Source organism: Brevibacterium gallinarum, from assembly GCF_014836885.1.
GTDB lineage: Bacteria > Actinomycetota > Actinomycetes > Actinomycetales > Brevibacteriaceae > Brevibacterium > Brevibacterium gallinarum.
This window is the reverse complement of record NZ_JACSPY010000013.1, coordinates 1-22726: the sequence shown is the minus strand read 5'-3', so window position 1 is coordinate 22726 and position 22726 is coordinate 1. Positions and strand designations below refer to the sequence as shown.

At 62.8% G+C, this 22726-nt stretch carries 17 protein-coding genes and 1 pseudogene; 4 read left to right on the top strand and 14 right to left on the bottom strand.

Features of this window, described 5'->3' with window-relative positions:
- The first annotated feature begins 80 nt into the window (after positions 1-80).
- Complete coding sequence (locus H9634_RS11650; protein WP_191726808.1) at positions 81-584, top strand: DedA family protein; 504 nt, start codon at positions 81-83, stop codon at positions 582-584.
- Between the two features lie 383 nt (positions 585-967).
- Here H9634_RS11650 and H9634_RS11645 read toward each other — a convergent pair whose 3' ends face one another.
- On the bottom strand, positions 968-2932 hold the full coding sequence (locus H9634_RS11645; RefSeq protein WP_191726807.1) for an SIR2 family protein: 1965 nt from the start codon (positions 2930-2932) through the stop codon (positions 968-970).
- A 634-nt stretch (positions 2933-3566) separates the two neighbouring features.
- Between H9634_RS11645 and H9634_RS11640 the strand changes: the two genes are divergently transcribed.
- The 3 genes from H9634_RS11640 (at position 3567) to H9634_RS11630 (ending at position 8012) form a co-directional block, all read left to right on the top strand.
- The gene (locus tag H9634_RS11640; RefSeq protein WP_191726806.1) at positions 3567-5186 is read left to right on the top strand and encodes an ATP-dependent nuclease; all 1620 of its coding nucleotides are present in this window, start codon (positions 3567-3569) and stop codon (positions 5184-5186) included.
- On the top strand, positions 5183-6841 hold the full coding sequence (locus tag H9634_RS11635; RefSeq protein WP_165882683.1) for a UvrD-helicase domain-containing protein: 1659 nt from the start codon (positions 5183-5185) through the stop codon (positions 6839-6841). Before H9634_RS11640 ends, H9634_RS11635 begins: the two co-directional genes overlap by 4 nt.
- Before the next feature lie 316 nt (positions 6842-7157).
- The gene (locus H9634_RS11630) at positions 7158-8012 is read left to right on the top strand and encodes a DUF4062 domain-containing protein (RefSeq protein ID WP_165882684.1); all 855 of its coding nucleotides are present in this window, start codon (positions 7158-7160) and stop codon (positions 8010-8012) included.
- Positions 8013-8135: 123 nt separating this feature from the next.
- Here H9634_RS11630 and H9634_RS11625 read toward each other — a convergent pair whose 3' ends face one another.
- The 13 genes and pseudogenes from H9634_RS11625 to mobF all read right to left on the bottom strand — a co-directional run.
- Positions 8136-8660: a hypothetical protein gene (locus H9634_RS11625; protein ID WP_165882685.1), complete on the bottom strand. Its 525-nt coding sequence runs from the start codon at positions 8658-8660 to the stop codon at positions 8136-8138.
- A gap of 387 nt (positions 8661-9047) precedes the next feature.
- Complete coding sequence (locus H9634_RS11620; RefSeq protein ID WP_165882686.1) at positions 9048-9929, bottom strand: abortive infection family protein; 882 nt, start codon at positions 9927-9929, stop codon at positions 9048-9050.
- Positions 9930-10104: 175 nt separating this feature from the next.
- Positions 10105-11286, bottom strand: coding sequence for an MFS transporter (locus tag H9634_RS11615; protein ID WP_225210886.1), 1182 nt, complete (start codon positions 11284-11286; stop codon positions 10105-10107).
- Positions 11283-11888, bottom strand: a complete 606-nt coding sequence (locus tag H9634_RS11610; RefSeq protein WP_165882687.1) for a TetR/AcrR family transcriptional regulator — start codon at positions 11886-11888, stop codon at positions 11283-11285. Before H9634_RS11610 ends, H9634_RS11615 begins: the two co-directional genes overlap by 4 nt.
- 414 nt (positions 11889-12302) lie before the next feature.
- A complete protein-coding gene (locus H9634_RS11605) occupies positions 12303-12626 on the bottom strand; it encodes a hypothetical protein (RefSeq protein WP_165882688.1) in 324 nt (107 codons plus the stop codon).
- Between the two features lie 61 nt (positions 12627-12687).
- Positions 12688-13005, bottom strand: a complete 318-nt coding sequence (locus tag H9634_RS11600) for a hypothetical protein (RefSeq protein ID WP_165882689.1) — start codon at positions 13003-13005, stop codon at positions 12688-12690.
- A complete protein-coding gene (locus tag H9634_RS11595; RefSeq protein WP_191726805.1) occupies positions 12992-13264 on the bottom strand; it encodes a hypothetical protein in 273 nt (90 codons plus the stop codon). The genes H9634_RS11600 and H9634_RS11595 overlap by 14 nt, the downstream gene beginning before the upstream one ends.
- 438 nt (positions 13265-13702) lie before the next feature.
- Positions 13703-14620, bottom strand: coding sequence for a hypothetical protein (locus H9634_RS11590; protein ID WP_165882691.1), 918 nt, complete (start codon positions 14618-14620; stop codon positions 13703-13705).
- Between the two features lie 51 nt (positions 14621-14671).
- Positions 14672-15685 carry a D-alanine--D-alanine ligase family protein gene (locus H9634_RS11585; RefSeq protein ID WP_191726804.1) on the bottom strand — a complete coding sequence of 338 codons (1014 nt, stop codon included), beginning with the start codon at positions 15683-15685 and terminating at the stop codon, positions 14672-14674.
- A 30-nt stretch (positions 15686-15715) separates the two neighbouring features.
- Entirely contained in the window at positions 15716-17032 is a 1317-nt protein-coding gene (locus H9634_RS11580; RefSeq protein WP_165882693.1) for a serine hydroxymethyltransferase, read from the bottom strand.
- A gap of 20 nt (positions 17033-17052) precedes the next feature.
- Complete coding sequence (locus H9634_RS11575; protein WP_165882694.1) at positions 17053-18360, bottom strand: DUF3100 domain-containing protein; 1308 nt, start codon at positions 18358-18360, stop codon at positions 17053-17055.
- Positions 18361-19048: 688 nt separating this feature from the next.
- On the bottom strand, positions 19049-21253 hold the full coding sequence (locus H9634_RS14600) for an ATP-dependent DNA helicase (protein WP_225210891.1): 2205 nt from the start codon (positions 21251-21253) through the stop codon (positions 19049-19051).
- A 303-nt stretch (positions 21254-21556) separates the two neighbouring features.
- Positions 21557-22590 (bottom strand): annotated as a pseudogene (gene mobF / locus H9634_RS14595) (MobF family relaxase); the annotation flags it as partial.
- Positions 22591-22726 lie beyond the last annotated feature (136 nt).

Sequence of the window (22726 nt, the reverse complement as noted above, 5' to 3'; positions counted from 1 at the left end):
GGGTGCGGGGTAGGCAAGCTCACACCGCGCGGCAGGAATTCCAGGTGAGGTGAACCGAAGTGAGGGTCTACGATGGAGTGGTGAATCCCGCTGACTGGCCGCTGCCGCTCTTCGTCGTGTGGCTCATCATGTACGCCGTCATCATCTTCCGTGCCGGCGGCACCTACCTGCTCGGCAGGCTCGCCCGCCGGGGTGTCAGCCGCATCCAGCGGGTCGAGCGGATCATGCAGTCAGGCCGCTACCAGCATGCCGAGCAGCTGCTGCGCCGCTACGGGGCGGCCGCGGTGGCGGTGAGCTTCCTGCTCATCGGTGTGCAGACCGTCGTCAACCTGGCCGCCGGGTCGATCGGCATGAGCCTGCGCCGGTACTTGCCGGCCCTCGGTCTGGGCGGAGCCGTGTGGGCGCTCATCTACTCGACTGTCGGGCTCGTCGGCCTCAGTGCGATCGTCACCGCCTACCGGGAGAGCCCGGCCGTCACGCTCGGGCTCAGCGCCGTCTTCGTCGCCGCGATCGTCGGGCTGACGGTCGGGCTGCGCCGCGCCGAGACAGGCCCGGACCCCGCAGACCCGGATCCCGAAGACTGAACCCACGGGACTGGCCGCAGCCGCAGCCCAGGGTGCCCGCGGATGCACAAGGGCCCCGGTCGGTGACCGGGGCCCTCATCGCTGGTCGGGCTAGCGGGATTCGAACCCACGACCTCTGCACCCCCAGGTGGACGACAGGCCACTTCTGGCCTCTGAACTGGGATTATTGCGGTCCTGTGGGGCGAGTTTCACGTCATGGGATGCATGGGATGCATGGTTCTGGTCCCGGTTTGGTCCCGGCGTTTCAACTGCCTCGCGTGTCCTCCGGCATGAGCCTGGCCGCTGCGAGAGCTTCTGCGAGTGGCTCCTCACTTCTGGAGGTGCGATGGTCGTCTGGCTGCTTGCTCCGATGTCGAGACAGGAGTCCACACCGTTGGCCGAGTTCAGTCTCGATGCGTACGTTCCTGTGGAGTCTGTTCGCTGTCAATCCAGATTTGGGAGGGAATAAAACCGGTGGAGTTGCGGGCTCTGCCCCATGCTTGACCGCGGCCGATACCGCCCAGCATTGCGTTGACTGCTTCGATCGCAATGAGTGCATGATCGACGTCAGCAAAGAGCCCACTGGTGACCAGCGGATGCGCTGTGCCTTCAGCCCTGAGGTCGTGAATGAGATAGTTCGCAGTCACACTCCGGTACCTTCGGTGCTCATCACGAAAGTCCGCAGTGAGGATGTGCGGATACCCGATGGGTGCCAGCCGACCGATATCGCCGAGTACACGATCCCGGTCGGTCCAAGCTCCCGCGCGGATTCTTTGTGCTTCAGAGTTCCCCGACTGCACTTCCTCTTCGGCGACAGCAAGTGCCCTGTCGAACTTCTTGTACTCGCCGGCGAGCTCGGTGAATCGGGGTTCTGTGAGGATAGTTACGGCAAGGCGTAGTATTTCGAACTGCTGCCATGCTTCTTCCAGCGGTTCTTCTCCGAGGGACAGTGAACTGGCCATAAGAGGAGCGACGACGTCGAAGATCCGCGTGCGCGTGTTCCTCGCTTCCTCATATGTCCTTTCTGCGTCGAGGCCAGCAGAGAGGGTTTCATATCCGCCTCTGTGTCGATCGGGGCGCTTCAATGCGAATAGTCGCGTGAGGAGGTCAAATCGTTGCGCGGCGACCGCTGCGACACCGGCCGTGTAGAAGAGGATGGTTCCAGAGACGACTCGGAGTGACAGCAGCGCCACGCTCCCGTCACCATCAGCCCGGGTCGCGAAACGGGGCATCTCGTCGAGCCACCATCGGTCGGTGGTGGCGTCACCCCAGTAGGCCAGGGCAGCGATGAGGGCTGCAGGCAGCCGCGTTGCTTCCTCGACTCGTGCGAGCTTGCTTTCATAGACGCCGCGCTCGTTGTAGTTGGTGAGATGGAACTCTGGGAGGCGGTGCAGGGTGTCGAGCTCGCGGTGGAGCGTGTCGTGGAGTCCGATCGCTACGGTACGGCCGGAGAGTTCTCGCTTGGCAGTCTCGACGGCGACGGGAATCGTTAGCGGATGGCGGGCGCGGCGAGTTGCTAGTGCGGTGACACCGTCGGCGAGGCCTCCGAATCCGGTATCGGCATCCTGGACTACGTGGATTCCCTTCTTGAGGATGCGTAGTCTGGTGGCTTTCTCGGATGGGCTGGCGGGCTCGAACCAGGTCAGGGTGAACCGGTTCGGATAGTGTTCCGCGATTGCCTCGCGAAGGGCGGGATCGTATGTTGCTGACCATCCGGCGATGATCAGGCCGTAGTCCTCCAGGATCCGTTGCAAGAGGCGTTGCGTGCTCGGATGGTAGGCCTCGAGCTCGGTGAAGGTGTTGAGCATGCTGGTCGGGTTGAGGTAGTCACCGTGGAGGTGGATGACACAGCAGTCGAGCGTATGCAGGGGAGCCATTCCATCAATGTCGGCAGGGGTGGCGACGATTGTCGGTTCGATGCCCTCGGCGCGGATGGCTTGCTCGATGAGGTGGTCGAAGTTCAAGGTCACGATCACCTTCACCGCTTCCGAGCGCACAAGCCGAGCGATTGCACGGTGTGCAGGGGTGGGCAGCTTGCGTCCCGTGTCGACATCCTCGGCGTCTTGTTCGAAATAGCCACGGAGCAGGCGCTGCCGTTCGATCTGCGTGGGAGCGATATGTTCCAGGACGCCTTCGTAGGTCGGGGCTGCGCCGTAGGAGTCCTGATACCAGGCCATTGGATCAGCCGGTGTCGCCCCAGCGAGGTCGGCCGCGCGGATGACGAGGTCCTCGAGTACACCCCAGGCTGTAGGGATCCCGCTGGGTGCAGAGACTCCAGCTCCGAGCAGGAGTGCGTAGGCGCCAGGGTTCGAGTGGAGAGAGAACGCGACATTGAGAAGCTGGTTCTCCTGTGATGTGTGACTGTCCATGGCTTAACCGTAGCTACAGACACAGACACGCCGCAGATACTCAGATAGACGATAGACTGTCTCATGCCTCTGACTTGAGATTTCTGCGTCCCTATGGGGTGGATTCCTCACCATGCACTGCATGGGGTGTATGGATTCAGTCCAGGGTGGCCGTTGTGATGACAGGCTCCAGTTGTCGTTGTTGCCGAATTGACGACAGCAGGGAAGGCCTCGTCCCTGGCTACACCACGAGTTGCTGAGAGGATGGAGGATTAGGAAGCGATTGGCGCTGGACCGCTGCGTCCTGCATCGGACCAGTGTGGCAAAGACGCTGCTCAGTCCCGACGTGCGCTCCGGCTCGTTCGGCGCGGAACCGTATGCGGTCAGTGACATAGGCCGTGCGGAGCCGCCGTCGCATGGTGGTCACTCACCCCGCCAAGCTGCGGAGACCATGCATCTGGTATCACTGGGAGTTCGGTCGATCGCAGGTGGCCGGCGATGGCTTGCCCCTGGATCGACGCGCCTACGCCGACGGGGAGGCCTCGGTATCGAATAGAGACATGATTGTCGGGTGTCGCCGATCGTTCAGTACGATCACCAGAACAGAATGACGTTGGGAGCAGGTCCGCCGCTCCGAGGCACGAGGGGGCGAGGTATGCGACTGTCCAAAGTCGAGATCAGCAATCACAGCAGGATCCAGGATCTCAACCTCGCTCTGCGCCGTCACGCAGTCATCGTTGGAGCGAACGACGTAGGCAAGTCATCGATCCTGCGCATGCTGAACCTGCTCTTGGGAACCAGCACTTCCGGGCTCTACCAGGCTCTCAAGCCCAGCGACCTGCGTGACCGTGAGCAACCGCTCGTCGTCAATGCCTTGTGGACTGATCTCACTGAGGAGAACCGTCGACCCTTCCCGTCTGAGATCAGCATCGGCGACGACCACGTCACCGAGTACCTTTGGGTTCAGATGCGGGTGGAGGCGGACTCCGAGGACGAGGAAACCGTCACGATCCGTCGTTGGTTCCCCGAAAGCGGGCACGAACGGACCCCTAACCGTGAACAGCTTGAAGAGTTTGGGTGGCGCTACCTCCGGGCGACGCGCGGCGCGTCGATAATGGATGGCGCACACAGCCCGGTGCGTACGCTCCTCGCCGCGGCCGATCTCGGTTCGAACGAGGAAGGGTTAACGGCGCTCCTCGACCAATTCAATGAAAAACTTGCCGGCAACGAATCAGTTAGTGAGCTGCTGGACCGTGTGGCTACCCACCTCAGCCGCTCCATGCCGCGCACCGTCTCCCAGGATGACTTCTCAGTCAGGAGCGTGACCGATCCATCTAGCGACGTCCTCCAAGACGTGACGATCTTCCTCAACCGAGGTGACGACCAGGTCTCGTTGACAGAGCAGTCCGACGGCGTTCGCCAGCTCATGTCCATGACGCTCTTCGACCTTGCCGAAGGCACAGCGAACGTGCTCGCGATCGACGAGCCGGAGATTCACCTGCATCCGACAAGTCAGCGGACAGCGGCGGATCTGTTGAGCGGCGATGGGAACCAGAAGATCATCGTCACTCATTCGCCATACATACTCCACCGCTTCGAGCCATCAGAAGTGGTCGCGGTGGACCGCCACGGGAGGTGCCACCAGGTCGGCGAGGCGAAGCTATCGAAGATCGAGAAAGTGCGAGCACACTGGTGGTCTCCACGGCTTCTGGAGGCCCTGACCGCGCGTTTTGTCATCCTGGTCGAGGGTGACGCCGACCGGGTGATTGTGACGGCCGTAGCGGAGAATCTCGGGATCGATCTTGACCGTCTCGGTGCTGTCGTTGTCGAGCTGGACGGAGCCGATAAGTTCAGGAATGTCTTCCCGCTCTTAGGCCCCGACGGCTTCGGACCCACGCTCCTCGGGCTGGTGGACCAGAACGAGAGCGGATCCTGGGTCAACGCTTTCAAAGGCAAACGGCATACCGTCGTTGATAAGAAGGTGTTCATCTCCGATGTCGATCTCGAGGACGAGTACACGCGCGCTCTCAGCGGACCTATAGCTGCGAAGGCACTCGTCGACGGTGGGTTCTGCCGTGAGCAAGGCATACTCCAGGCAGCGGGAGTCGCGACGCTCGACGAGATCACGCCGGAGGCTATAGCACAGTTCTGTCGCGACAAAGGCAAGGTCGACGCCGCATCCTGCATCGCTGAAGCGCTCACACCGGAGAGGGCCGGCAAAATTGGTAGCGTGACGCGCCTTCTGCGCATACTGGATGATCTGAGCCAGCAGTGAGCGGGTTCTCTCTGAGCCAGGAGCAACTGGACGCCGCAACCTCCGATGAAGACCATCTACTGATCATCGCGCCTCCGGGGTGCGGCAAGACCGAGGTCCTGGCACACCGGGCAGCCCACCAGATCGACTCACTGGAGCGGAACCAACGCGTTCTCGCCTTGACCTTCACCAAACGGGCCCGCTCGAACCTCGAAGAGCGACTGCGCTCTGTACTCGGCCACGGACGGGCGCGACGCCAGATCGTCGTCCGCAACCTCCACGGGTTTGCGACGCAGATCGTTCTCGCCCATGGCAGGACCATTGGACTCGACGTGGAGAACCTCGAGCTGCCGAAGACCAGCACCATGCGGATGGCGATGGAGGCCGCTGGTGGCGGCTCCGGAATGTACGACGGGGAACGTCTCTTGAGCGAGATCAAGCGACACCCGCTCTCCGATGCCGAAGTGCTTACAGCCCTCCAGCAACGAGCTTCTGGACCCGTTGGCACACTTGCGAAACGCGTTGAACAGGCGCGTCAGGACGGAAATCAGCTCCACTACGACGACCTTCTTCGGCACGCGCAACGCCTGCTCCGAATCCCCGCGGTCGCGAGGCTCTACCAAGCGCACTTCGGGGCGGTGCTTGTCGACGAATTCCAAGACCTCTCGATGCAGCAACTCGATCTCGCCCTGTTGGGTTGTACATCAAGGCGTACGTTCGCCGGCGACCCTCTCCAGGGCATCTACTCCTGGGCAGGGGCGGCGCCTGCGGAGGTAGAAGCGGAGGTGCGGAAGTCCTGCGGTACGCCCGTCCGACTACACGAGTCCTACCGTTCGTCGCCCAAGGTCCTCGCGGTGGTGAACTCCGTGAGCGAGGAGGTTGACTCTGGCTCTGGTCTGGTCTCTGCTCAGCCGGAGCTATGGCCTGGCGGAGGATGCTCTGCAGCGCTCGTTTCTCAGGACCGCGGTACGGAAGCGGAACTGTTGAAGCGTCTGGCGGGAGCCATTGCCCGGCGTGATCCCAGTGCGTCCATCGGCATCATCACCCGTGTCTATTGGCGTAGGTCGGATATCGACGTCGCTTTCGCGGGTGAGACATCGTTCCCGGTGCGGCGCTGGGATCTCGCGATCGAGGATCCCGGGATCGTCACGCTCATACAGTCAACGGTCGCCACGCTCCCGCGTGCTGCCACGATCGACGATGCCAGGCTCGCGGTACTCGACGCTGTCGACCCAGCCGACGTCGACGCCCGTGAACTCGTCGACAGCGCCTTCGACACCCTAGAGCAAAGCGACGCCCCCACGGCACGAGCCGCCGTGCGATCCATCAGAGTCTCGGACCCCAAGCAGACGACTGGTCCGGGCGTCCACCTGTTGAATGCTCACACAGGAAAAGGCCAACAGTTCGACTGGGTGTTCGCGATCGGCCTCGAAGAAGGACACCTGCCACTCAAACGGAACAACCACGGCGACGCACTCTCCGAGGAACAGCGGGTGCTCTTGGTAATGCTCTCCAGAGCACGCCACGGCTTGATTGTGACGAGAACAGAGCGTGCAGATGGACCGTATGGGTCCTACGCAGCGACTGAGAGCCGGTGGTGGAAAGGAATCAACGCTGAGTTCTCATCGCTCGAACAGGTCGAAGCTCACTTGGAGGCGAGCATCACGGCGTCTTGATGGAACAGCCCATGCAGGGCACACTCGCCCAGTACTGACGGCGAGACTTCCGTTGCTGCGTAGACGACCTCTGCGAGCGGGTTGAACAGTGCTGTCACGAGGTCGCGGGAACGGGAGCTCACGTGGAGGGCGTGGTGCCTTCAACGGCGTATGCTCGACGGTGTCGCAATTATGCACTTGCCCGGGCAGCTCCTACGGCATCGGCATCGTAGAACGTTGGGCAGGAATGCGGCCCCAGGCATCGAAAAACAAGGGTGAACGCTGACCAGGGGTCCGGAGACCAGTCAGGGAGGCGCTTGCCCGTAGGCTTGGGACTATGAGTTTTGTTGCTTCCGTGCTGCGCGTGATGATTGCGTCGCCCTCAGACATCCCCGATGCTCGCGATGCCGTTGAACAGGCCCTCTACGGGTGGAACAACGCCAACGCGAAAAACAAGCAGGTCGTACTCATCCCATGGCGGTGGGAGACCTCCTCGGTCCCCGTCTTGGGTGATCATCCCCAGTCACTCATCAACGCTCAAGGTGTGGACGAGTCCGACATCGTCATTGCACTGTTCGGAAGCCGCCTCGGGTCTCCAACACCGGCCGCGGCCTCAGGAACTGCCGAGGAGATCAAGCGTGCTGTCGACAGCGGCAAACCGGTCCATGTCTACTTCTCAACGGCCCCGCTGCCCCGCGATGTCGACACTACGCAATTGGACGGCCTCCGCCAGTTCCAGACTGATATCGGCCAGCGCGGGCTCCTCGGTGAGTTCGCGAGCCCGGAACAACTCAACCACGAGGTGTGGAAGGCGATCGAGCACGATATCGCCGCAGCTGACCTTGGAACGCCCGTTCTGCAGCAGAAGCCGACAGGCGTCCGCCTGCGGGTACAGTCCGAGCAAGAGCGCGAAGCCACCGGACTCGATAAACGCGGAAAGATGAAATATGCGACCAAACGCCGCTTCGACGTGTACAACGACGGTAGCGATGACGCTGTCGATGTTACGTTTGAAAGCGAATCTAACAACGGTGCTATGAGGATTACCTCGCCCTCCGAACCTATCACCATCCAGGCTGGCACGTCCTGGCGCATACCGGTCACATATTCGATGGGCGTCGAGGGAGCCAAGCTCAAAGTCTCATGGTCAGAAAATGACGAACGGCAAGAGAAGGTTTTCGACGTGCAGTAGCCCCTCGCGGGATCTGGGGTAGAGGACCAATGTATGAACCTCAGCGACCGAGGCTCATGCATGTGCCATCTCTGGCCAGGGCAACGAGATGACCGAGGAGCCCCCGTTCCCCGTCGATGATGGTCAAGTACGCCGACCGACCCATGCGAGGTGGCGCTCTGCAACCACGGCTCCTTGCCGTCTGCGCCCGCGCAGCACGCCGACTCGCGTGCGGCCCTCGACGAGCTGGAGACCCGTTGCCAGCGGGGTCAGAAGGGACTGCTCCAGAAGGATCGGCCAGCGTTTCCATGTTCCGTGCGTGTCCCAGGCCAGCCGTACGCCAAGGTGTGGGCCCTGGTGACGGACAGCGATCCAGTGCTCCGGATCACGAGCGAATTCTTCGATAGCATCAGTGTCCGACGGTCCCGTGGGCATGGCCATGAAGGTTTCAGTGGAGATGGCTTCGACCTGCCAGCCCACCTGAGACAGCTCGAGGTTGCCATAGTCCTGAAGGAAGGCTTCGTTGTCTGCATGATCGTAGAGCCACTGCTCAAGCACATCAGCCGGCCAGTGCAACTCGAGGACTGCCTCTTGGCGGAGGAATTCAGCGAACCCGTAGTCGCTCTCACGGCACCGCTGCGTGAGGGCCGCGAAATCAGAGAGTCGCATTCAGCATCCCTCCCCTGTATCTCAGTTTGATCTCGGATATTTGAGGTCTCAGAGTTGTTGGCTTCGGAACCCGTCGTCGAGGAATGGAAAGTACACCCGATTGGTGTGGAGGCTCCAGTCTACCCGCGCACCCGCAGCACCAAACGAGACAGCCTCCGGAACGATCACCGAGGCAGGACCTTGTGATCCCCTCCACCACCGTATTAGGCCGCCTCGCAGCTCCGCTAGCACAGTCCCACCAGCGTGCTTGCCGTGACGTAGCGCAGATCGCTGGCTGCGATCGCGAGGGATAGCCGTTGGTGAACTTCCAGAACCGAGAGGATACCGGCACCCAAATTGGCTTGACCACGCCTCTCGCGGGCTCGCGTCCCCGCTGAAGTAGGAATTCTATTGTGAGGACCCTGATGGCAGGGTGCTGCGCCATGGCGCCTGAGAATCCGCCAAGGTGTCCAAGATGAGTTCGCACCACAGGGTCGCAGCATTGACGGCGAGCCGGGCATGGCGATCTGAGAGGCCGGTGCGTCGTCGGGCAGGACCGTGACCGGTGCCGAAGCTGTTACGGAACTCAGCAAGCCCCGTGGCTATTTGCCGGGCGCCATTGAGGATTTGGCGGATGGCCTGGCGTGAGTCTGGAAGGTCTTTACCCTTTTCGGGGAGGAGACCGAGAGCATCGGATGCCTCGTTGACCAGTTTGGTGAAATCGGCTTTGGGGAGAGATGTCTCGGTCCTACCGGTCTCGATGAGGGCAACTTTCGCGGTGCTCTCCATGAGTTCTTTGGCTCCACCGATGGCGAGTTCAGGGTCGGCAGGGAGGGCAGCGGACAGGCGCTCGAGCCCTTGCAGTATGGCGCTGGGGTCCTTGAGACTTGCCAGTGATGAAGGGTTGAGCTCGGCACGATGTGGGATGCGGATGAGCCACTCGTCGTCGATCTCGAGACCATCTCGAGAGACCGCGCGGCGTACGTTCATGATCGCCCGCTCTCGGTACTGATCGTCACCGGCCCACAAAGCGAAGACATCAGTGAGCGCATCCTGGAACACCCGCAAGGCACCCTCAGCCTCAGATCGAGAGGACCAATCGACTTGGCGAATGTAGGCCTCGAACAGTGTGACTCGCTGGCCGCCAACAGGCTCGATGTCGGGGGGCGGAGAGAAGCCCTCGGACTCCCACATCTCGGTAATTCTTCGGAGAACGGTGTCACTCATGAGCTCTCGGACGGCAGTGCGGGTGCGTCTACCGACGAGTTCTTGGGGCGTGTGTTCGGTCATGTCTCCTCGTGGCTGCTGCATGCGGGTATACGGTGGCATCATTCTCTTACGCCTGACCGACTTGGCGGAAATGCTTCGACAGGTGCACGACGCCATGACCGCCACGTGCCCACGCAGTAGCGATCTAAACGATTCAGCCTGAGCCCAACGGTTCGTACCCTTTCCTCCTACCGCTTCAGACCTTGCGTGCAGCGATCGGGTCCGAGGGGCGCGCGAGGGCGAGCAGTACGAGAGCTCCGAGCGCGAACGCTGCCGCGACGAGCGGCAGCGCCCCGATTCCGGGGCCGGAGAGAGCGAGACCCCCGACCGCGGCTCCGATGGACACGCCGAGGTAGGTGCCGGAGGTGTTGAGCGCGAGCGCTTGACCGGACACTGGACCGGCGAGGAGATGGAGCCGGGCCTGGATCGCCGGGGAGTTCCAGAACGCCATCCCGCCCCAGATCGTCGCCACGACAAGAACCAGGGGCAAGGAGGCGGGCCGCGCCAGCCACAGGCCCCAGAGGCCGATCATGGTGAGGACGATGACCCCGATGCCGAACAGCAACGTACGGTCGGCTCCCCATCGGTCGGTGGCGATCCCGCCGAGCCAGATACCGACAATGCCTGCGATGCCCGAGAGACTGAACGCGAGGGCGCGTTCCTCCACTCCTGCATTGGTGGATGCGGCGAGATACGGGGCCAGGTAGGTGAGCATCATCATCGACCCGGTCATCAGTACGCAGTTCGCCACCAAACCGAGCAAGATCGGACGCTGGCGCAGGGTGCGTATCTGCTCGCGCAGCACCGGGACCTCGTCTGATCCATCTCCTCGGGGCAGCGTCGCCAGCACAGCGAGCAAGACGAGTGCTCCAGCGATGGCCATCGCCGCGAACGTGGCTCGCCAACCGAACACGCCACCGATCCACGTGCCCACCGGTACCCCAGCCGCGATCGACCCGGTCACCCCGAGAGAGACGACGGCGATGTAGCGGCCGACCTTCTGCGGTGGTGCGTGATGGGCGGCGAAGGCGAAGAGCGCAGGGGTGGTGCTTGCCGCCGCGAGCGCGGCGACGATCCGCAGCACTATCAGGATCGCGAAGGACGGCGTCATCGCCGCGGCGACGTTCGCGGCGATGAACACCAGCAGCGCGAGCGAGAACAGGCGTCGGCGTTCCGCACTCGCCAGAACGACTGCCGCGATCGGCGCAGCCAGCGCGACAGTCAGGGAGAATACGGTGACCAGCTGCCCCGCCTGCCCCTCGCTTACTCCGAGATCGCCGGCCAGTTCCGGCAGGATGCCGGCGATCACGTAGTCGTCGGTGTAGAGCACGAACGCTGCCGCGAGCAGCGCGAACAACCATGCTGGCATCCAGGTCATCTCCTTCTTTCGGCGGTGAGCAGCATCCGCAGGTGGGCACGTAGGATCTCCCGCAGCCGTTCGATGCTGAGCCCTCCGTGCGGAGTGACGGCATCGATGGTCAATCCGCCGATCATCGCCGCCACCTGGGCGGCGCCCATCTCGGGATCGGGTACCTCGAGCGCCTCGAGCACTTCCCGGACCACCTCGGTGAGGTCTGCGCCCATGCGCTGTGACATCGTCCGGAAGACGGGGCGGGTGCGGGAAGCCATCACGAGCTCGACGACGACGATCGCGGCGTCTCGCCGCTGGGCATCGACGGGCAGCACCTCTTCTACGAGCGCCTGCAGCGCATCGAGTGCTTGATCGCCATTGAGGCCACGCAAGTTCTCGGCCGAATGCGCGGCGAGCCTGCGCCCCATCCGGTCACCGGCCTCTTTGGCTGCGGCGGCCAGTAGGTCCTCATGTCCATCGAAGTAGTGCCGGACCGAGCCGATGTTCAACCCGGATTCTGTGGCCACCTTGCGCAGCGAGCACCCGTCGATGCCCTCGGCGACGACGAGCCGGAACGCGGCCTCCACGACCTGCTGGCGCCTCAACTCGGGCTCGATTCGTGCCGGCATACGGCTTCCTCCTCTCGTACTCCATCACTCGGGGCGGGTGACGAACCCAAACTATCACAGCCGTGATAAATGGGCTCGCGGGTTCACTCATGCAGCGACTTTGCCGAGGACTGTGCTCGACTCACCGCTTCTTCGCTGAAGAAATCGCCAGTGGGTTGGGCGCTCTTATTCCCGAGCTCGCGGATGGTGAACCTGAATCAGATGCGCGCGAGACAGCTCGAAGCCGCGGCCGAGAGGTCAATAGCGGCTACGACGACCGGTCCACGCCGTGCCGTGTCCGTCGTAGGAGCCTCGCAGCGACGAGTCAGGAGGGTCCGGACGCAACCGGTGAACTGGGGGCTGCACTAAGGCGGGATGCTTCGAAACCTCTTGCAGAGGAGTCCGCCCTCTGATGGCAGGTTGCTCGGGCCTGGCCTACTTGACGCCCAGCCTTTTAGCGACGAGCTCATTCATCGTCACTGCGGCATCGTGCACGTTCTGCTGATGCAGAGTCCGCTCTTCGTCATCTCGAGGCCAGTCTCCCAAGATCGCGTATACGGAGTTCCCGGCCAGGAAGGTCTTGATGGGCCGCTTGAGCGCTCGTCCGATGGCGCGAGCTGTGCTGCGCCACTCTGCCACTGAGACGATCCCATCCTGGGTGGTCGACTGCGCAATGCCGCACTTGAGCAACTGACACCGGATCTCGTCTTCTACATGCTGGAAGTCCGACTGATCGTCAGTCTCGGGAGAGCTGCTCATCCCTCAAGGGTAATGGCCACGCACATGCAAGGAAGTAGATGGCCGGCCTCTCGCCGCTGGTTCAATCCCGGGAGTTGCGATAAACGAAGCGGTCGGGGTCGCGCCAAGCGGTGAGGACCTTGTCGACTCGCTCAGCGAGATTCGTGCTCGATTCCAGCGGGATCGACTTGCCCGTGCCAGGGTGAGTCGCCGTGGCACGATAGAACGTCGCGCTCGCACTACTCACCCGCCACTGCTCGATCACCCCAACCCGGTCGGGCCCGAGCCACACCGCCCACTGCGGCGGAGGACGCTTCAGCCGCCGATTCACGGGCGGTAACAGACTCAGGCGCACGCCGGCCGGGAGTTCCAAGCTGTCCAGGGGGTCATTCGATGGCACGGAGTACCTCATAGGCATCGCCGGTCACGTGCCGGAGATCGATTAGATAGGCCTCGTCGACGTCCCCGTTGCGGGCAGTGAACCGCCACCCCGTCCAAGGCTCGGGCGGGTGCGTGATCATCGGCGAGTAGAGGAAGTCGTCACCGACTCCGATCAGGGTCGGCATGTCGATGATCCGCCACCGCCGACCGTCCCAGTTCAGTTCCACCGGAACCTCGCTCTCAAACCGGAGCGTTGCCCCCTTCTGCGCGATCTTCACGACCATCACCCACCCGATCAGCCATCGAACAAACTTTCGATTATTCATCGTAGGGCCTCCGCCTGCGGAAGCCAAGAGGGTGCATGGTCGCTTCGGTGGCGAGGCTGAGCCGCCGGTCGCGCTCGTCTCCGAGGTGCGATCGAGGAGAGGTTTGCTGACCCGATGGAAGGGTCGCCGACCTATCGCGACCGTTCGATTATGCTTCGATTGCGGCGAATGACGATCCGCCTGCAGGTTCAGGGGAGGGGCGAGAGCCTTATGGTGTCAGTCTTCTTGCGAAGCCTCCTGCCTCTCCAGAGACGTCAACTTCTTGAATCTGGCGGACTGCGGGTACTCGGATGTCGAGCTAAGAGTCTCACGAGAGGGGTGTGGCGCTTTACGGTACGACGCCGCAGTGGAATGGCCCGAAGCAAGATGTCCGTTGACGGGATGCCGAAGCTAAGAGAATAGCTCGGGAACTCGAAGCGGAGCGGCCATCGCCATTGCAATCGCCAGGCCGACGGCGATGGCAAACCCAACGGCAGATTTCCAGTCGTACTGAAGGAACCGATTGGCTCGCTTGGCCCAACGCTCATCGACCGTTCCGTAGAAGAACGTGAGATAACTACCCCAGCTCCGTAGCCTCCGCCAGCAATCGAACTGCAATACAAGGGAAAGCACAAGGGAAGCCATGAGGCATAGCACGAAAGCGAGTCCTTCAAGACCTTGATTGGCTTCAATTAGGTGCTTACTCGGTGCCAGCAGCCATTCGACATAACCTGTAATCCCATTGTCGGCGTCTATCGGTGGCATAGCTGAGCGTGTTGACGTGCTGAGTTCTTCCAATCGCAAACCGGCGTACACCGTGTTCAGCTGGCTCCAGCTCGAGAATGCTGCCGCAGTAAGCGTAAGGATGACCTCGACTACGATCAAGCTCGCTCTCGAATCCCAGAGCCTGAGGTGAATGGCCTGCCTGATCGTGGCGACGGCATTGACGAGGAGTCCAATGCACGCTCCGATGCAGAAGAACACTACAAATTCGTAGTACAGCACGAATAGGCCGGCGCCAATTACGGCGACGATGACTGCTATCCATATTTGTCCGTCTGATTGAGCGGGGTCCGAGTCAGTTCGACCTCCGGGGGTGGCGGAGATGTTCTGTACGACAACCTGTTTGCTGTTGTCGACGGAGATATCCCCAGTGATGTTGTCGTCGCCGACAACAGTTACCCCGCCAGGTGCGTTGCGAATATTCTGCTTCTTTATGACCTTCTTGCGTTTGACTTTCTGGCTAACCGACGGCAGGAGGTGCATTACCAAGCCGGCGAGAATCGCTGAGAGCGTACCCGCGGTCAATTGCACGAAGAAATCACTCAACTATGAACCCCGGCCCATTGTAAATGGACGAGATAGAGCAGTACGCACTCATCAGGCCACTTTCTCTTCTCGACTGCGAGCAAGCTCGATAAGGCGGTTGATTAATTCTCCATATGCGAGGCCATGCTTCTCCGCCATGAGCGGGAACGTGCTTGTGGGAGTCATGCCGGTGATGGTGTTCACTTCAAGAGCAAGTGGCAGACCGCTGTCGGGAACGAGGAAATCAAGCCGCCCATATCCTTCGAACCCATAGTGTGAATAGAGCTTCAGCGCCACATCTCGCATATAGGTTGTAGCGTGGTTCGGCACATCGGCAGGCATGCGAAAGCTGACCCGTGACCGGTCAGAGCCATATTTGGTGTCCGGATCGAACCATGATTGCCCGTCATTGAAAACTAATTCTAGTGTGGGAAGGGTCTCGGGTGCAGCGGAACTACCGATCAGGCCCACCTGCACTTCTACTCCAGTAATGAACCGCTCGACGAGGATCCTGTCGTCGTAGCGGCTGGCTTCGTTCACGGCTTCAACATAGTCGTGCTCTGAGTCGACAACCGATACTCCAAAGCTCGAGCCACCACGCGCCGGCTTGACCACCAGTCCTTGTTCCCACCGGGCGGCCTTTTCTGTCCAGAGCTGAGCCAAGTACGCGCGGTCCTGGGCCTCGGCGCCAGTCACCGTGAAGTACTCGGGTGTGTTGATGCCCAACGCCATGAACTGATGCTTCGTGAGGATCTTGTCCATGAAAATGCTCGAGGCGGCGACGCCAGGTCCGGTGTAGGGTACCCCCACCGTTTCGAGGAAGCCCTGGATGACTCCGTCTTCGCCCCCGACCCCGTGCAGGAGGAGTAGGGCGACATCGATATCTTGCAGGAATCGGAGCGGGTCAACGTGCTTACGCTCGTGCTCTGTGACCTGGATCCATTTTCGATCTTGCGAGAGTTCGATCTCGACGAACTCGTGAGGGAGTTCGTCGAGATATGGTCGTACTTTCCATGCGCTCGCGATGGAGACATCGCGTTCGGACGACCATCCGCCGTAGATGACGCAGACTCTGAGGGAGGACATACTGGTACCTTTCGTTCCAAGAGGTTGGCGTCAGAATCCGGTCAATGGATAGTGACGTTTGATGCTGTGCACGCAGCGCGCAACTTGGCTTCTGGCGTCCGCTTCTGCTGCAGTTCCGCTCGCGGCAAGGAGTTGGTCTATGACCTTGACCAAAAGGCCGACAGCTTCATTCGAAGGGTTGTGCAACGCGAGCTCGTTAGCTCCTATCCGGATCCCGCTAGTTTTGTTCGCTGGACGAGGGTCATTGGGAACTGTGTTTCTGTTAACGAGCACGCCAGCTTGCTCGAGGGTTTGCTCTGCTCGAGCGCCATCGAGGGATGGGCTCGTCCTGAAGTCCACGACGATCATGTGTGTATCGGTGCCTCCAGTCATGAGCGAGTAGCCAAGTCCACGCATCTCTTCGGCGATGATGGCTCCGATGCGGTGGATGTTGTTGATCCATTCATGACCGTCTGGGGAGTTGATATATCGGAACGCAACGGCTTTTGCGGCCATGGACGAGAAGCTGGGGGTGCCTTGAAATTGCGGGAACACGCTGCGATCGATGCGTTCGATGAGCGGCTTGCCACCGATCGGTGGGCTCTCGTATCCGCGTTGGCCCAGCAGGATTAGCCCTCCGCGTGGGCCCCGGAGTTGCTTGTAGGTGCTGGTGGTTGTGACGTCAGCGAACTCGATGGGGCTTTGATGGATACCGGCAGCGACCAGACCGCTGATGTGGCTGATGTCAGCGAGTAGGAGTGCGCCTATTGAGTCTGCGATCTGTCGGATGCGGTCGAATTGGATCTCACGCGGGTATGAACTTGCCCCACAGATGATCAGGCGAGGGCGGTGTTCCTCGGCGAGACGCGCGAGGGCGTTGTAATCGAGCCATCCTTCTTCGTCGACACCGTAGTGAACGACGCGGAAGTAGCGGCTGGTGACGGACGCCTTGGAGCCGTGGGTCAGATGTCCCCCGGCGTCCAGGGACATGCTGAGAATCGTGTCTCCTGGCTTGAGCAGAGAGAACATCACAGCCAAGTTCGCTGATGAGCCCGATAGCGGCTGCACGTTTGCGTGAGCGGCGGAGAAGGCGGCCTTTGCGCGTTCGATGGCGAGGTTCTCGAGCTTGTCCACGGTCTGAGCGCCAGAGTGGAATCGCTTCCCTGGGTAGCCTTCGGCTGTGACTGCGGCAAAAGGTCCTCCTTCTGCTGCAACGACTGCAGGGTGTGTAGGGCTCGCGGATGCGATCAGGCCAAGTGTCTCGGAGCGGGCGTGCTTCTGCTCGGCGGCAAGCGCTGAGATTTGTGGATCGAACGAGTCTAAGCCGCCTTCCGGGGGCGAGTAGTCGTTCTGTCTGCGGTTTTCCAAGGTGTCGTCCTTTCGTGAATCTACAGAGCCAGCTGAGCCAACGTCGCGGAGACGAAGTACGAGCCGGCGAACACCGCGAAGGCGACGGCTACGGCTCGCCAACCGAACTTCTTCATGGTGTGGATCTGTTGGCGATTGATTGCCAAGCCCGCGCAGGCGAGCACTCCGCTGGCGATTGTTAGAAGCTGCATGTCGCTGTATGCTCCGCTGACGGTGGTGGCCCACGGGAACGCCGGCGCCCCTGCGAGGATGCCAACCACTGCCGCGAGTATGGGAAGCGGCAGGTAGCGTTGGATTCGTCTCGGTATGATCCGAATCAACGCTGTTACGCCAACGAGACCGATTCCCGCGGCAAGAATGACGATGGCGCGTGCAAGGCTTTGTCCGATGGCTGTCAGCGTGGTAACGATGGCGAAGACGACGATTGCAGAGAGAATTGCGGTCGGTAGCTGGCGCACCGGGGCCTGCGGGGGCGTTGGCGCCTGACCTACTTCCTCGACGTCTTCGCAGGTCATGAGTCGCTTTCGCTGGGAGACGGCACGGGTCAACCGCTCGAGGACTGGAATAGCGACGAACGTCCCAAGCAAGATTGTGGCGACGTAGCTCAAGACATCGCTCGCTGTGGCGAGAGCCAAGATGGTCTCGCCGTCCATGTCATCTCGCAACTGCGTAAGTGAACCTGCACACGAGAACGTCATACCGCCGCTTCCAGTTCCGCACGCCATCGTGAGTGCTTGGGTCGAGTAACCCAGCCAGCTGCCGACTGCCGCCACGATCGAGAAGAAGATAGCCCCGAAGACGGTGCCGGTGACATAGGTCGTAAGGACACCAGTCATCTCTGGGCTTCCTACGCCATATCGTTGTTGGATAATGGCGAGGCTGGGTTCACGGCCGATTGAGAAGGTCGCCCCGATTGACGCACGCCGCATCCCCAGCATCATGGCCAGTGGAAACGCCAGGAGGGTGCCGATCTTTCCGATGCTTTGAAAGACCATGGCTGACCCGTTGTCGATAATCAGAGGCAGGTTCTCGCCGAAGACGAGCCCCGCGCGCAGCACGAATAGTAGGGCAAGTAGGCCCATTACCAGGCCGGCAACCTGTTGACATCTCTCGGCGAATAAGGGAGCAGTGCGGAGGGCGACGATGTTCAGAACGGCCGTCATGACAAAGGCCGTTAGGAGCGGCAGGACAACAATCTGAAGCGGGCCAAGTTGAAACGTCCAAGTCCCAAGCGCCTCGGCAGTGGCCGCACACGTAATGATTGCGATGACGACAAACAACCAATGAAGGAAGCGGGCGCTATCGGTTTCGCGCATTTCGCCCGGCACACGTCTACAGTGCATTTCGCTCAGCGGTGGTTAGGACCGGTCGGACGGACCAGGTGTCGAGCGGGTCTGCAAGCCCGGGGTGGGCATTGGAAGTCATACAACTGGAATTTCGACCCATTCGCGTTGCAGCTCCTCCATCCATCTTCTCGTCGCGCCGAGGAGTATGGCAGCTCGCTACGGCCTATGCATGCGCTCCAGGGCTTTGTGGCTCCGCATCGGCGTCGGTGCCGCGCTGGTTCTTGACGTTACACAGCCTATCCTACACGTCCATAGACGGAAGCCAGCCCGGAGCGTCAGACTCGCTCTCAGCGCTGTAACGCCGCCAGCTGTAGCTTCGCTCAGCCTGCTCGGCGACTCGTGGCGCCTGGTTGCGAGACAGGGTGTGTAACGCACATGAGCCATGTTGGGGATGGTGGGATGTCGACTGACTGGTCCACGAGACGGCCCCATGCATACGGCACCGCAATAATCTGGGGGGGGAGACTGGGACGGCGTAGCTAGGAGAAGGCGTACCGGCGCGTATCTCTCTCCGAGGTTCACCAGTCAGGGCAACTCATTCCAGCATCAGAGCATCGTTTCTCCTTGCGTACCGACACCTTCCAACGCGCTCTCCGGACAGACCATGCCGGCCGGACGCACTCGCGCTCCACCCGACCCACCGTGACGGTACGGATACGGGCGCTGAAGCTCAGAGGCCACGGTCGTGATGACGCGGCTGCTGGGCCCGTTGTGTGCTGGGCTCCAGCAGATCTTCTGCCTCGGCGACGAGCGTGTTCAAGTACAGGCCGGCGCGCTGGTGATCAATCCGCTGGGCGTCGTTGTCGGGAAGCCCACCCAAGGGGCTCGCGGCGCTGATCTGCCACCGGTCCCGGTAGGCGGCGATCACCCGCAGCGACTGGTGCCCGAGCTCGCTCGTCGGTTCGGGGAGCCCGGCGAGCCAGGGGTCGTTCTGGGTGCGGGCCCGGTCGAGGACGGCGTCGACGCGGGCCTCGATGAGCTGTTCGCGTTCGTCGAGTGCGGCCCGGTCGGCGGGAGCGAGGTCGCCTTCGGCGCGCGGGATGAGCCCGGCGATCATGTCCGGCCGCTCCCGGGTGGCGGGCTGGTACCGCTCCGCCAGGCGCATCACCCGGTGGCGCAGAAGGGAGCCGATGTCCTCGACGTTCTCGAGACACCCGGCTGCGGTGACGGCGGCGAGGAGCTGATCGACCCAGTGCCCGGCGGCCTCGAGGCGCCGCAGCTCCGCCGAGAGCACCCCGAAGGAATCCGCGGCAGCGACCTCGTCGAGCTGGTCCTGGGTGAGGCCGGCGCTGGCGAGCACGGTCATCCACCGGCGGGCTTGAGCTTCAACGGCGATGGTCTCGTACTCCGCAGCCAGCTGGCCCACACTCGAGGAGTCCTCCTGCTCCTGGACGATCGTCTCGTGCGCGGAGAGCTCGACGCCGAGATGCTGGAGGATCCCGAACAAGATGGACCTCGCGGTCATCGTCAGACCGTCCCGGTGCTGGTGGGCCTCGAGGTGGGCCTGATCGGTCGCGACCCAGACATGGTTGGCCTCCCGGCCACGGGTCAGCGAGACGTAGAGGGATTCGCGGGTCATCTCCGGGGAGTGCACGATCGCGTGCGCGGTATCGACCGTCGACCCCTGTGAGCGGTGCGCGGTGACGGCATAGCCGAGTTCGACGAAGGACTCCACGTAATCAGCGGGCAGGGTGATCGTGGTCCGCCACCGGGAGTGCTCCCGCCGGACGGTCAGCGATCCGTCCGCGCGGGCGTTGGTGACGATCCACCGGTCGCCGTTCTTCACCCACCCCCGTCCCAGGGACAGGCGCCGGTCGTTGCGGCGGGTGACGATGATGTCGCCGCGGGAGGCCTGGTTGCCGTCATGGAGGACCACCCCAGTGGTGTCGTCGACCTCGCCGGCAGCGATGCGGTCGGTGCGGGCACGGGCGTTGAGCGCGGACACGGTCTCGAGGGTTTCGGCGATCAGCAGCGACGTCTTCCCTGCGGCCCGGTCGGCCTGCCACGCCTGGTAGGCGCCTTCGAGGATGTCATCGTAGGCACCACCGTGGACACGGTCGCGAGAGATGTACTCGTCGATGGCATCGGTGTCACCGAGGCGGACTTGCAAGGACGCGGTCTTCTCCCAGTCGTGCCGGAACCGGTGCAGCTCGGACAGGCGCGGGGCCCCGCCCGTGTCATCGAGATCGCGCACGACCAGCCCGAACGCGCCACCGGCATCGACGGCGGTGAGCTGGTGCGGGTCACCGACCAGCAGCACTTTCGCTCCGACGTCGGTGGCGTGGGTGGTGATCTGGTCGATCGCCAGGGTGCCGGCGAGGCTGGCCTCGTCGAGGATCACCAGCTGCCCGGCCTGCAGATCCCATCGGCCCAGCTGGTGTTCGAAGAGCCGTTTCGCGGTGTTCTCTGTGCGCACCCCGAGATCCTCACCGAGGACCGCGGCCGCGGCGGCCGAGGGGGCAAGCCCGACCACGGCACCGGGGCCGTGCTCGAGTTCCCACGCCCGCCGGAGTGCCCCCATGGTCGCGGTCTTCCCGGACCCGGCCGGGCCGACGAGGCCATCGAGACTGCGCCCGGAGACCGCGATCCGCGTCACCGCCTGCTCCTGATCCGGCGACAGCACCGGGCCACCCCGTTTGAACGGCGTGCGGGCGAAGTGCTCGACTAAAGGCAGCGGCACCGTCGGGGCAGCCCGGTCCCGGGAAGCAGCCAGGAGGCGGTCTTCGGCGTCGAGGATCTGCGTCGAGGAATACACGGTCGCGTGCCGGGGCCGGAACGCGCTCGACCCATCCGAACGCTGCCACCGCTGCGGGGTCGAGACCAGCTCCGGCGGGGTCAGCGCCAGCGAGGCTCGTTCGGCGGCATCGGCGACCATGCCGACGATCGCCTCCCGGTCGGTGGTGGAAGCGAACCGGTAGGGCATCGACTGCCGGACGGCTTTGGCGTGCAGATGCCACCGCTTCCACGTCGAGCGCCGTTGCTCGACCTCGTTCAGGACCGCGAGAGCGAGGTCGTCGATCTTCGCTGCCGGGAGATCGTCTGCGCGCAGCAGCGGCTCGGTGCCGGTCTCGGCGAGCATCAGTGACGCCCACACCGGGGGTTCTGCGTCGAGGTGGCCGGCGGCGCGGGCTCGCCACCTCTCGGTGAGCTCGCTCAGGGGCACGACTTCTTTCTCGGGGCGGGTCTCGAGGGTCGCCTGCTGGCGGATCTGCCACAGCACCGTCTTCGATGGGCGCCGACCGTGCTTGGCGATATAGGCCTCCACCAGCCGGTCCTTGGCGTCCTCGATCGCGCGGGTGCGGGAGGAGAACGCGTCCATGAGGTCTTGGGGAACGCCGGCGAGCTCCCACGCCGTGGACCGGCCCGGGCCTCGCTCGCGTGCCTCCCACCGGGTCGCGAGGATAGCGGCGACGCGATCGCTGAGGAGGGCGTTGTAGTGCTCGCTCAACCCGGTCACCGCCTGGTGCAGCGCCCGCGAGTCCAGGGTGCGCCATTGCCCGTCGCGGACCGTCTGGACGCGGTTGGAGACGACCAGGTGTGTGTGCAGTTGGGGTCCGCGCTGCGGGAATCCCAGTGATCGTAGGCGGCGGCGATGACCCCTGTGACCTCCACCTGGGCGACCGCTCCACGGGGGCCGGCGGCACCGACCCGGGTCATCGCGACCTCCCGCTCGAGGAGATCGAGCACATCCTGCATGGCCTCGTGGTGGGCGCGGGCGATCAGCGCCTGCGTGCCCGCATCCGCGACCGCCCACAGACTGGACACCGACTTCGGGGCGGAGAACGTGAGATCGAACCCTGCCACCGGGGAGGGCGTGTCTCGTTCGGCTTCCTCCTGCTCGATCCGGGTGACCTCGGCCTGCCGTTCGGCGGGTTCGAGGGTGGGAGGGAGTTTGTCGACGCGCCTCTGGATGCGCTCGTCGGCGGGAGCGAACTGGCGGAAGGGCCGGCCGAGCTGGTCGCCGCTGGTGGGGTCCTGTCCGTGACCGAGCAGGCGACGCAGCTGCTGTTCGGTGACTTCGTCGCCGACAGCCGGCGGGTGGGCGAGGCCGGCGAGACCGGTGCCGTGCCAGCGGCCGGGAGGGGTGCCGGTCTGCTCGTAGTAGCGGGTGAGCGCGTCGGCGGCATCACGATGCCCGTCACCGACAGCGACGCTGTTGAGCAGGTAGCGGAAGCCCTGGCCGGCAGTTATCACCCGGATCGACACGGTCATACGCACTAGGGCGTGTCTGATAAATGCTGTAACCAAGCGATGACACCGTTGAGCACGATTGTCGCGCGTCAGACTTAGTGGCAGGGCCGTTATGTAGGTCCTGAAGGAGAGTCAGACATGGGTAGACCACCCTCGA